Source organism: Flavobacterium sp. UBA4854 (assembly GCF_002399805.1).
Taxonomy (GTDB): Bacteria; Bacteroidota; Bacteroidia; order Flavobacteriales; family Flavobacteriaceae; genus Flavobacterium; species Flavobacterium ginsengisoli.
The window spans coordinates 19953-32026 of record NZ_DHEI01000025.1 but is presented as its reverse complement, the minus strand read 5'-3'; the positions used below and the strand labels follow the sequence as shown (position 1 = coordinate 32026).

Annotated in this window: 7 protein-coding genes; all 7 read right to left on the bottom strand. The window is 35.7% G+C overall.

What is annotated here, in order from left to right; translation table 11 throughout:
* On the bottom strand, positions 1-788 hold a 788-nt coding region (locus B3J44_RS02785; RefSeq protein WP_286965643.1), incomplete at its 3' end, for a sugar-binding domain-containing protein.
* A 281-nt stretch (positions 789-1069) separates the two neighbouring features.
* Complete coding sequence (locus B3J44_RS02780) at positions 1070-3799, bottom strand: alpha-d-galacturonidase (RefSeq protein WP_286965642.1); 2730 nt, start codon at positions 3797-3799, stop codon at positions 1070-1072.
* A 234-nt stretch (positions 3800-4033) separates the two neighbouring features.
* On the bottom strand, positions 4034-4915 hold the full coding sequence (locus tag B3J44_RS02775; protein ID WP_286965641.1) for a sugar phosphate isomerase/epimerase family protein: 882 nt from the start codon (positions 4913-4915) through the stop codon (positions 4034-4036).
* 181 nt (positions 4916-5096) lie between these two features.
* On the bottom strand, positions 5097-6242 hold the full coding sequence (locus B3J44_RS02770) for a sialidase family protein (RefSeq protein WP_286965640.1): 1146 nt from the start codon (positions 6240-6242) through the stop codon (positions 5097-5099).
* 258 nt (positions 6243-6500) lie between these two features.
* Positions 6501-7331, bottom strand: a complete 831-nt coding sequence (locus tag B3J44_RS02765; RefSeq protein ID WP_286965638.1) for a BRO family protein — start codon at positions 7329-7331, stop codon at positions 6501-6503.
* 44 nt (positions 7332-7375) lie between these two features.
* Positions 7376-10123 carry a glycoside hydrolase family 78 protein gene (locus B3J44_RS02760; RefSeq protein ID WP_286965636.1) on the bottom strand — a complete coding sequence of 916 codons (2748 nt, stop codon included), beginning with the start codon at positions 10121-10123 and terminating at the stop codon, positions 7376-7378.
* Between the two features lie 255 nt (positions 10124-10378).
* Complete coding sequence (locus B3J44_RS02755) at positions 10379-11947, bottom strand: MGH1-like glycoside hydrolase domain-containing protein (RefSeq protein WP_286965635.1); 1569 nt, start codon at positions 11945-11947, stop codon at positions 10379-10381.
* Between the last annotated feature and the right edge of the window lie 127 nt (positions 11948-12074).

The window sequence follows — 12074 nt, the reverse complement described above, 5'->3', positions numbered from 1 at the left end:
GAATTGATTTTGTTGTCGCTTTTTATAATAACAACTTTCTTTCCTGAAGCATCAAGAAGGATATTTTCGACAGTTAAGTTTCGTTGTGAAGTGCTGTAATTCTTGATTTCTGTAGTGGTATGAAGAATCGCTTTTTGTTTAGAAACCGATTTGTCATTCCAGATATGAACACCAAACGGCTGAATTCTAACATTGTTTGTAATTACCAAAGAAACTGGCCTGAAAATCCCCATTGGCTGAGAACCTTCGGAAAATCCCCATTCTCCTGAACAACCTCCGCAAACCCAAGGAAGATCTGCAATAAAAGAGGGATGTGATGCTTTTACTAAAATGATATTTTCTTTGTCGAAAAAAACTGCTTTGGAAATATCTAAAGTGAAAGTAGTTCTGCCACCTTTATGTTCACCAACTTTTTTACCATTTACCCAAACCGTTGCATAAGAACTTACTCCTTCAAAATAAAGAAAATACTGTTTTGAGCTCTCTTTTTTATCAAGTTTTAGTGTCTTTTTGTACCAAGCGGTACCATGTAAATTTCCATGTTTTGTTCTTCTGAAACCATAATACTGATCCCAATTGTGAGGCACACTAACCTTTTGCCAATTGGAATCAGTTTTTGGATTTTCTACAAAATCTTCTTCTTTCAGCGGAAGATTATCCAGTATTACGGTTTCCCAAGACGAATTCAGCGAAATTTCTTTACGAAACTTCCCCGAATCTTTGCTCTGACTCCAAACAAAGCAAAGACTTGAAAAAAAACAAAAAATAAAAAAAACTATTCTATTCATATTTTTAAAACCATATAAGTGATTATAAGGTTGTTTTAAGTTATTCTACATTCTCTACTTTTTGTCATTTCGACGGAGGAGAAATCACACTAGTAACTCGACAAAGATTGGCGAATTTCTGAACGGAATTTCTAGTGTGATTTCTCCTCCGTCGAAATGACAAACTATAATAGAGCTTCTTGTGGAGATCCCTCGTTCCTCGGGATGACAAGATTGTGTTTATACTTTAAGCAAACCTGACGGGTTTTAAAAACCTGCTAGGTTTAACTTTGCCTGTAATTTTAATAAAACAACCAATCGATAGCTGCCTTTTCTCCCGCGTCGATATATCCTACATCACGTGGTGTTATGGTTTGATCTGCATCGATGAAACCTAAAGTCAATACTTTTCCTTTTCCTAAATCTAATTTATTTTCGCCCGGCTGGAACGTATACGTATGAATGTTTACACGAGGCAAATCTTTTAAATTCATTGCACTTGCCAGAATCACTTCGGCTTGACCGTGCGCATTTCCTGCTGCATCTGTCTCCAAACTTGGTGGCAATAAAAATCTCTTTTGATCTGAATTGAAATAACCCACCACTAATTTAACGGCTTTTGTATTTCTAAACTTCAAATGTGTTCCTTTTTCGTTTTGATCGTTTTCTATAAACGTATAACCTCTTAAATTCTGAAGTTCTGGAGCAACTTTGGTCAGTTCAGAAATATCTGTTCCGTACACTTTTGTACCTGTTTTTACTAAATAAGTTCCCGGTTTTTCATCAATGAAAGTTACTTCTGCTGTTTTCCAAGGTTTTCCTTCTTTGGTTTCAATTTTACCATCTTTAGAAGATTTTAGCTTCTCTAGATTTCTTTTAAAATTGGCCAATTCACGTTCGTAATGCGGTAACAATTCTGCCCAAGTTTTGTTGTTTCCATCGTCTCCTCCAATCGGAATTCTACGTTGAGCTGTTTGCATACTATTGGCATAGTAATACGTGTCTTTCGTCAAGTTTACCAATAATTCGTAGTGTTCCAAACTTTTCTCCAAATGAGGCATTGCTTTATCTAAATCTGCAATATCATTTGAATAACTGTATCTTAAAACCAATAAAGCTGCTTTTACTTTTTCTGAGAAAAAATCAGCGAAAGCCTTATACGCATGCATATCATTTTTAAGACGTTCAAATTCTTCTTTATCTTTGGTTACGCTTGCTTCTGCTTTATCTATTGCTTCAACAGCTAATCTTCCGTGTTCTGTAATTTCAGCAATAATCTGCGTTGGAAGTTCGCCAGAATGCGGTTCTTTATTCCATTCTTTTTTAGCATATTCTAAAAGCAATTCACCCGCTGGTCCGCACGATTCGTGGAAACCTGGATAAACTCTCCATTTTGACGGATTTACCAATTGGCTTTCGAACATTCCTAGCAATAATGTTTGTCTGTTCCCTTCTGTAATTCCGAAACGTCTTAATGTTTTTGGAGCAATTTCTCCTGTTTCTTCGTAAGCTTTTAAAATGCTATTGGCTGCTTCTTGAGTAGTTCCGAATTTCGCAGCTAAATCATTATCCCAAAATTTAACTTCTTCGTTCCGATCTCTTTTGCTGTCCCAAGCATATCTTGCCCAAGCTTTGTACCAAATCCAGTCGCGATCCATTTCTAATAAACGTTCTCCTGATTTCGTTTTATCTGCCGAATATGGCCAATCCCAATACGAAGCTTGCGGATATAAATGCAGTGCATTTGCTCCGTGAACACTGTGCATTGCTTTTACTGTCTTTTGGATAAAATCTGGAGAACCGTATCTGAAAGGTTCTAAGTTTGCCAAAATGTGAACGTTCTCAATATGAATTGATTTAAGAGCACTCAACTGTTTGTGTGTTTCTCCCCAAGGTCCGCCTGGCGTGTAAGTCGTTAAAGACTCTCCCGTGTATTTGCTTTCTGTATAAAGGTTTTTGTATAATGGAAGTGATTTTTCCATAACCAAAGGGCCATCGGTATCATGAGAACGAAGGATAATTGGCGGTTCTTCTGTTTTTCCTAATGCTTGTAAACCATCACGAACACCCGGAATAATCGTTTTGGTAAACCATTCCACATCATCATCAACCGTATTGATTGCTTCTCCCAAACAAACCATTAATCCAACGTTTGGATATTTTTCGATAAAAGCAGCAATAGATTTTCTTGTGTAATCTGACAATAAAGGTGTGATTGGTCGAGAACGATCTTGTGTTTTAATGTTATAATGTTCTGCAAAAGGCTTAGAAACAATAATATTATAAAACATCTGAATTACCCAGATTCCACGTTTGTTAGCTTCTACGGTTAAGAATTTATAGATTTCTTCGTTCTTTTTAAAGTCTTCATCACTTACTTCTACTGCAAACGGATATTCTTTTAATTTTACTAAAGAAGCAAAAGGATGTCCGTTCCATAAATACAAAGAGTTCATGCGGTTTTCTACCAGCATATCCAAATATTTTATCCATAAAGCTTTATCGTAAAACCAAGGGAAAGTTTCTGGTGTATATGGATATTCGTAAACATCACGTCCCGGAAGATAAACGGGTTTCTGCATTCCGATACAAGCGCCTCTAAGAACCATTTCTGGGCTATCATCAATATTAATTTCTGAAGGAAGTTTTCCTGAACCCTTAATTTTATCTGTTAATTCTAAAGCACCATACAAAGCTCCTGAAGCATCTGTTCCTTCAATATAAATTACATTATTTTGAGTACGAATCTGAAAACCTTCTTTCTTGGTTAATTTGCTATCGTCGATTTTAGCACTTTTAGCATTTTTCTTCCAAAAATCGGTTCCTTTTTCTCCAATTACAATTACTTTATCTATTGATTTTTTGAATTTATCAGAAGAAGTTACGCTGAATCCTTTTGCTGAAAGCGTTTCAGATAATTTCTCTGCTCCAAATTTTGCTCTCGGCGAACTCGGATCACTCACAACTGTGATGTTCTGCGCTGTCGCGAAAGAGACGTAAAGACATAAAAAAAGTAATTGTAAATATTTCATAGTATTTTAATTTTATACATTAAAAATTCCCATCTAGTTTGTCATTTCGACGAAGGAGAAATCTCCACAAGTAGCTCCGCACAGCAATTATCAATCTTTGTAGAGTTACTTGTGGAGATCCCTCGTTCCTCGGGATGACAAAAAATGAGAATAAAATCTGCGTAAAAAAATCACGCAGATTTATAGTGAAAAATTGTGTTGTTTAACGATTACATATTGATCACTGTTTATTGTTTAATTCTGGAAAATCTTCTTCAAATAAGCTACATTTGCTCCATAATTGGCTTTTACATTATGTACTTGCGTTACGTCGCGAGAACGCTCTACAATTAGCCATCCGCTCCATTTCATTTCATCCAAAGTTTGTTTGATTTTTGGCATATCGATCGCTTTGTCATTTTCTAACCAAAATTGATCGGTGTTTGAAGCATGAATCTGCGCTACATATTTCTTTCCTAATATTTTCAATTCTGACGAAATATCTCTTTTATTATCTAAAGCATTCGCAAAATTGAAAGAGCTTTTAATATATTTTGAACCGACTTCGTCTAAAAGTTTTTTCTCTTCAGTAGCACTCAAAGAAGTTTCAATCGCAATTATACCGCCAATTTTCCCGACTTCTTTTCCTGCCCATTGCAATCTCTTAATTACTTCTGGACGTAATTCTGGATTTTTAACCAAATCGGTTTGTGTTCCTAAAGGTAAATACGCCACTTTTATTTTCATGTTTTTCATTGCCTGAACACAATCGGTAATCATTGGTGTGATTTCTCTTGTAGCAAATGATTGCGCGTAAAATCCAGACATGGCAATCGAGCTGATTCCAACTCCTGTTTCTTTCGATTTATCTAAAAACTTTTGTCTTTCGACTGGGTCACCTAGTTTGCTGTCAAAAGTTGGTCGGTTTCCTAAACCTCCCATGTCTAGTTCAATTCCGTCTGCTTTTATTTCAGCTGCTAAAGCAAAAGAACCTAGTTTTTGTCTTTTCAAAATCATCCAGTCACAAACCGCCACTTTGTATTTTTCTTTTTTGGAAGACTGAGCCGTTGCACAGCTGTTGAATGTCGTTGACATAACAACTAGCATTGCAATAAATAAATTTCTTTTAGATTTCATGTCTTATATTTTTTTTTGCCACAGATTAAAAGGATTAAAATGATTTTTTTCTAATCAATCTCCATAATCTGCCAAATCTGCGAGAGTATTTTTTTTCACGCAGATTTGGCAGATTGAGCAGATTTTTTTTATCCATTTAATCCTTTCATCCCGATAGCTATCGGGAGTGGCTATATCTTTATTACTCTTCTTCGGCTTTTACTGCTGTAACTACTTTTCCTTCGTCGCCTGGCCAGATTCCGTTTTTAATTGGAAGCGCCACTAATTTGCTTGGATCAACTTTTACGTATTTCAGTTTTTCTCTTCTCCAAGTGTAAACGATATGCACCATTCCGTCTGAACTTTGAATCATGGAAGGATAAGAATATTGGCTGATTTTTGAATCTTCTAAAACTAAAGCAGCGTTCCAATTGATTCCGTCTTTAGAAACTGAAACATTCAAAGGCGTTCTTGGTCCTTTTGCTTCTTTTCCTGGAGGAAGAACATGATTATAAACTAACAAATGTCTGCCGTCTTTAAGTGTAACCGCATCAGTTCCTGAGTTGTTATTTGGAAGTCCGATTAACTCTACATCCGACCAAGTTTTTCCGTTATCTTTCGAGAATGTACTGAAAATAGCTCTGTTTCTGGTTCTTCCAATAGCTTGAATACTTCCGTCTTTATGAAATAAAATACTTGGCTGAATCGCATTGATTTTTTGTTTTCCTCTAGGAAGTGTATCGCCCATTACCCAAGTTTTTCCGAAATCTGGAGTAGATTCCATACGAAGCCTCCATCCGTCGCCTTCAATACTTGACGGACATAATAATGTTCCGTTGCTTAATAAAACTGGTTTATTTTTGATTGGCCCTAAGAAACCATCAGGCATTTTTTGAGCTTCAGACCACGTTTTTCCTCCGTCAGACGAAGTTCTAATTACGCCCCACCATTCAGATGGTTTTGGTCCTATTTTGTAGAATAACATTAAATCACCACCCGGAATTTGGTATAAAACAGGATTCCAAGTTGGTAATCTTGGTCCTTCTTTCATCACACCATCGGCAACTTTTACACCTTCTCCCCATTTATCACTTCCTTTTGGTTTAATAGCCACATAAATGCAAACATCTGGGTGTCTTTCGTGAGTTCCACCAAACCATGAGGCAACTAAATCACCATTTGTAGCTTCGACAATTGTAACGGCATGGCAAGACGGATAAGGCGCTTTATCGTAAATAAATTCATCTACTAAAATTCCTTCTTTCCAAGTCTTTTTCTCTAAAGCCGATTTACAACTTCCTAAAAGGAAAAGTCCAAACAAGACAAATGCTAATTTTGCTAACTTCATTCTTAATTAAATTATGAATTATTTTTTTTGACTATAAATACATACCTAACATTTTTTTAGGTAAAAATATTTAATAAGTGTAAAAATAACACCAAAAAATTAACAATGTATCCTGTACTGTCCCGAATTATTAAAAATGCAGATTATTTAACGCTAATAGCAAAATTTCCTGACGAAAACGTAATATCCGAAATCACATTTATTTTTTTATTGTATCAAAGTAATATTTCTAAGAGTTCATTTTTTGAGAAAAAAATATTATTTCTTTCTAGGTAAAGTCTTTTTCTCGTCTGCAGGAGGCAAAAAATTCTCATTTGTCACTACATTTTTACCCGTTTGCTGTTCCAGTTCAACTCGTGCATTTTTTGCCACTACTCCACCCTTTTTGCTTGCCACTGCATTTTCGATTAATCCTTTTGCTTCATCATTTTCGGCTATTTGTCTTGTTGAAAGTTCAGCCAGTGCAGTAAAAATAAGTTCAGCCTCGCTCATGTGATCTCTAAGATTTTGCGACTTTAAGCCTTTTGCTTCTTTATGTTCTTTCACTGAAAGACCAGTCCATTCCTGATGAATAATATTAGTTAGAATTGCAAATTCATTTTTCTCTTCAATACCCGCTTCTTTCCAATAATCAGTTAGTTTATTTCGTGTTTCCTGTCCCATCATGCGTTGCTGAATCCATTTTTCACTTCTTCCATGTTGTTTCCAGTTTTCTCTCGCCCGGTCAATGCTTTGTACCGGATCTTGAATTTCCTGAATACGTTCATAACCAACTTTTGCAAGCCATTGTTTAAACGGTTCAGCTTTAGGAGATGGGATAGATTGTATTATTCTAAAAATATTCTCAACGTCGCCTGCCAATGTTTTACGCTTTTTACCATTAGTCAGCATTGTTACCTGGGGACAATTTGTCCCTATGTAACTTCCAAGTTCAACATCTCTCTTTCTGATTTTTTTTAAATAATCTGTCGGGTTTTTAGAATCTGTTAATGCCTCAACAATATCCACTATAGAAAAATACCAAATTTCATTATCGGTATCGTAATGACTTCGTACTCTTTTATCTTCAAAAACTTTAATGGCATCCATAAATCATTTTTTACAATACTTCACAATAGTACGAAAAAACTTCTTTATTTCACACTCAAAACATAGGAACCCGATGGTAATGTTACAATAGTATTATTATCCGTTTTAATAGAAGTAGAAAACTGAGGCAACTTTTGCTTATTTACTGTTATTGCTGAAACATTCGTTGTTGGCAAATACACTAAAGCAGAAGCATTTGCAGGAATAGTAATATTCCAAACCAAAGCTTTTTTATCTTTCTTCCAATCACTTTTAATTAAACCGTAAACCGATTCATAAGAAGCATTTACATAAGTCAATCCAGCATTGAAATCTGGTTTCATGATAATTTGTTTGAAGCCTGGAGTCTCAGGATTGCTTTTTATTCCCGCCATATTTTCGTAATACCAAATCAATAAATCGCCTAAAAGCATGACGTGGTTTTGCGAATTCATTGCTGGATCTGCTGTGTTTCCGTTCCAAAGTTCCCAAATGGTTGTAGCGCCGTTTTCGACCATATAACCCCAACTTGGATAGGTTTTGTTTGAAGCCAATTTGAAAGACAAATCTCCACGGCCAAAATTGGTTAATGTTCGCATTAAAAACTGAGTTCCAATAACTCCTGTACTTACATGACCGTTTTTAGTCACTTCAACTTCATGCGCTAAATTTTCGAATATTTTGGTTTGAAGTCCTTCTGGAACCATTCCGAAAGTTAAAGGCAATAAATTGGCTGTAACGGTATTATTGGCATAACTGTTTTTATCAGCATTTAAATATTTGGCATTGAATGCTTTTTTGATTCTTGAAGCCAAATCGTCATAATGTTGAATATCATTTTTTGAATTTGCAATAACAGCAAATTTCTTCATGATATTCAAAAGCTGATAATAAAATGCACTCGAAATCAATTCACCATCCGTTAAACGAGAAGGATCTTTGGAACGAATTAATTCTAAAGATTCTGGTGGAACACACCAATCTCCATATTTATCTTTGGTCATCAAATCATTTACCAAATAATTTTCTTCCATGTAATCCATCCATTTTTTCATGTATGGATATTGTTTTTCTACCACTTTTGCATCTCCAAATTGCTGGTATAACATATCGGCAACCGTGATATAAGTTCCCGGCCATGTTACATTATCTCCATAATAACGCCAAAAAGCTGGCGCCACATCTGGAAGTCCGCCGTCTATGGTTTGTGAGTATTTAATATCATCTAACCATTTTGCATATAACGTCTGATTATCAAATAAGAAACTTTCTCCGTAAGCTCCCGTTGTTCTATCTCCCAACCAAGGCTGACGTTCATTTCGTTGCGGACAATCGATTGGCATTCCTTTATAATTCCCACTGATTCCCCACCAAGCATTCTTAAAAATCTGATTCATTATTGGGTTTGATGAATCGAAAGTTCCTGTTGTTTGAATGTCATCATAAACTACTTTTCCAATAAAATTTTCCAAAGTTGGTTTTGCAGTAAAACCAGAAATTTCAACAAATCTAAATCCGTGGAAAATAAAACGAGGTTCCCAAATTTCTTCTGCTTCGCCTTTTAAAGTATATATATCCGTAGTTTTTGCATCACGCAAATTGGCAATGTACAAAGAACCGTCTGGTTGAAGTGATTCAGCAAATTTCATCGTGATTTTATCTCCTTTATTTCCTTTGACTTTAAGTTGTAGCCAACCCACCATATTTTGTCCCATATCTAAGATATAAGTTCCTTTTACAGTCTGTTTTATGGCAATTGGTTTTACTTCACGCTTCACTTTCATGTTAGCCGACATCTGTCCTTCGTAGAATCCGCCTGGTTCTTGAACATATTCTGCTGAAAGCCATTTTTTATCATCAAAATTGACAGTGTTCCAGCCTTTCATTTCTTTGCGAGCGTCGTATTCCTCTCCGTCGTATTCGTTGTTGGATAAAATTGGGCCGTCGGTTGTGATTTTCCAAGTATCATCTGTTCTAATCACGTCTTTGCTTCCATCCGTATATTCAACAAATAACTGCAAAGCCATTTTCGGGTAACCAAAAGTTTTGATTTTATAAGGTTTGTAATCCTGACGCATCGTAAAAAAACGTCCGTTTCCTAAAATCGTTCCCAACGCATTTTTGCCTTCTTGCAATTGCGAAGTCACATCAAAAACATTGTATTTTACATTCTTCGTATAATCTGTAGGAACGGGCGCCAAAACCTGATCGCCAATTTTATTTCCGTTAATGTATAGCTCGTACAAGCCCATTCCCATGATATAAACCTTGGCACTTTTGACTTTCTTTTTCAAGTCGATTTCTTTTCTTAAATATCTCGCTGATAATCTAGAATACTGCGAAATACTATCTCCTGGAGAAGTTTTTTCATAACCAATCCAACGAGTCGATTTCCAATCCGCGTAAGTCAAAATTCCGATACTGAAATGTGCATTTTCTTTAGATTGAATTTCTCCTTTATTGGTAAAAACGGTTACTTTCCAGAAAACATCTTGTCGATCTTTTAGCTTTTTTCCATTATAAATTACATTTACAGAAGCATCGCTTTGCACTTTTCCGCTATCCCATAAATCAGCATTTCCGGCATTTAGTTTTTCTAAACTTGAAGATGCAATAATTTGATACGCTGTTTGTTTTACATCGTTTACGGCTGCCTTAATTTTCCAGCTCAATCTTGGCTGTAAAACGTCAATTCCTTCTGGATTCGTCAGCATTTCGCATTTTAAATCATTCACAACAATTTTGTTTTGGGCTTTCGCCGAAATTGTGAAAAGTGAAATGATTAAGGTAAGATGTAAAAAAAACTTTTTCATGGTATTATTTTTAAGCTTTTGGCTTTATTTTTTTCTCCCGCAGATTTTGCAGATTGAGCAGATTATTTTGCTTTAATATAAATCTCCTAAATCTGCAAAATCTGCGGGAGAAAAATATGCACATTTTTTGTCATTTCGACGAAGGAGAAATCTTCGCAAAAAACTCCACATTCAAAATCGACAATTTTTGTTGAGCTACTAACGAAGATTTCTCCTCCGTCGAAATGACAAACTAGATCGTTAAATGTTTAATATTTATTCAGAAACCAACTTCTCTAATTTCTCAGAAACCGCAACTTCTTTTCCGTTTTTAAAGATTCTAAAACCTTTTCCTTTTTTATATTTTTCTCCTGTTTTGTCCCAAAGAATGGTAATAATATTGCCATGATATAGAACATTGTCCAAACAAAACCAATCCCATTTTTCTTGCGGAATCAACGGATTTACTTCAATCTTTTCATCAGCTCTCGGGCGTAAACCAACCAAACCAGTAATCACTAAATCATTGAAAGTCGAATGATTGTAGTAACGGCTTCTTTCTCTGTCGCCCATTAACCAATAGCCTGTTGTTTCGTCCAAATACTCGCCAAGATAAGGTTTTCCTCTATAATATTGTGATTGAACATACAATTCCATTTGTTTGAAATAATCTGGTTTTCCAACAAAATTCTGATTGTAATCGTTTAGGACATTCGCCATAGCAGTCAAAGTCTGCGAACTTGCAAAAGGCCAAATCGCGCCGTCCCACTCACAAGTTCCTGTTCCATGAGTTCTAAAACGTGGACTTCTTCTTTCTGCTGTTGTCAAACCAAACGGAGCCGAAAATCCTTTTTCATCTTTCACTTGTTCCCAAGCTTTTTCAAATCCTTTTCCTTTTTCAGGAAGATTAAAATACCAAGGAATAAATCCGATCGCCTCGCGAACCTGCGCCAGAGTATCTTTTTGAGTTAAAGTTTCAAAGAATTCACTTTTTGGATTCCATAATTTCGTTTCTACTAATTGCTTCAAATCATCAGCTTTAGCTTTGAATTTTGCCTCAACATCTTTATCGCCTTTCATTTCAGCCATTTTAGAAATCGCAACAGCATTTCCGTACATATAACTGTTAATCGTAGGCCTTGCATTTTGCACTTTTCTTCCGCCACTTAAGGATTCTTCCATTCCATCTTTTACATCATGCTGCCAAAACAAACCGTCCTTACGTTGGCGGTCTTTTTCCCAAACCGCATAATCCGTCACCATGTCTGGGTACATATCCAATAAGAATTTTTCATCTTTATTCACCAAATAACGATTGTACAAAGCATCGGCCGTCCAACTGCTGAATTTATACAATTTGTTCATCGGTTTTCCTTCATTTCCTCGGTACCAAAGTTTCACATCCTGCTCAATGTATTTCGGATCATGAACCCATCTGAATTCGTTGATATGATGTCCCAAAGCACAACTGATCATATTGTATTTATCGGCATAGGAACGATCTACTAAAAACTCCGTAATTGCAAATCCCTGCAGTGTATTTTTGATGTGTTTACGAACGCTCCACCATCTGAAATAATAGATTTCTTCAAAGTTTTGCTGCGGACATTCAAACAACGGAATATTCTTTTCCATCCAAGTCCAAGCACTGTCATTCGGAATAGCAAATTTTAAATTTTCATCTTCCATTGTATTGAAATAATCAACATAATGTTTGAAGTTTTTTTCTTTTAAAATAACCGATTTTCCTTTTTGGGATTCTACTGCACCAGATTTACAACCGCTGTTTATACAAGCGATTACAATTGAAAGTGTTATTATTTTATGTTTGAAATTTGTCAACATTAGTTTTTCTTTTTAATTCTTTTCGTTTTGTCATTTCGACCGAAGGGAGAAATCACACGCGGGATTCGACAAAGATTGGCGACATTCTGTGCGGAATTTCTTGTGTGATTTCTCCTTACGTCGAAAT

What these genes read in the sequence shown, in the direction of transcription:
- B3J44_RS02780 (WP_286965642.1), bottom strand. Translation starts at nt 3,799, where the DNA reads ATGAAATATTTACAATTACTTTTTTTATGTCTTTACGTCTCTTTCGCG.
- B3J44_RS02770 (WP_286965640.1), bottom strand. Translation starts at nt 6,242, where the DNA reads ATGAAGTTAGCAAAATTAGCATTTGTCTTGTTTGGACTTTTCCTTTTA.
- B3J44_RS02765 (WP_286965638.1), bottom strand. Translation starts at nt 7,331, where the DNA reads ATGGATGCCATTAAAGTTTTTGAAGATAAAAGAGTACGAAGTCATTAC.
- B3J44_RS02775 (WP_286965641.1), bottom strand. Translation starts at nt 4,915, where the DNA reads ATGAAATCTAAAAGAAATTTATTTATTGCAATGCTAGTTGTTATGTCA.
- B3J44_RS02755 (WP_286965635.1), bottom strand. Translation starts at nt 11,947, where the DNA reads ATGTTGACAAATTTCAAACATAAAATAATAACACTTTCAATTGTAATC.
- B3J44_RS02760 (WP_286965636.1), bottom strand. Translation starts at nt 10,123, where the DNA reads ATGAAAAAGTTTTTTTTACATCTTACCTTAATCATTTCACTTTTCACA.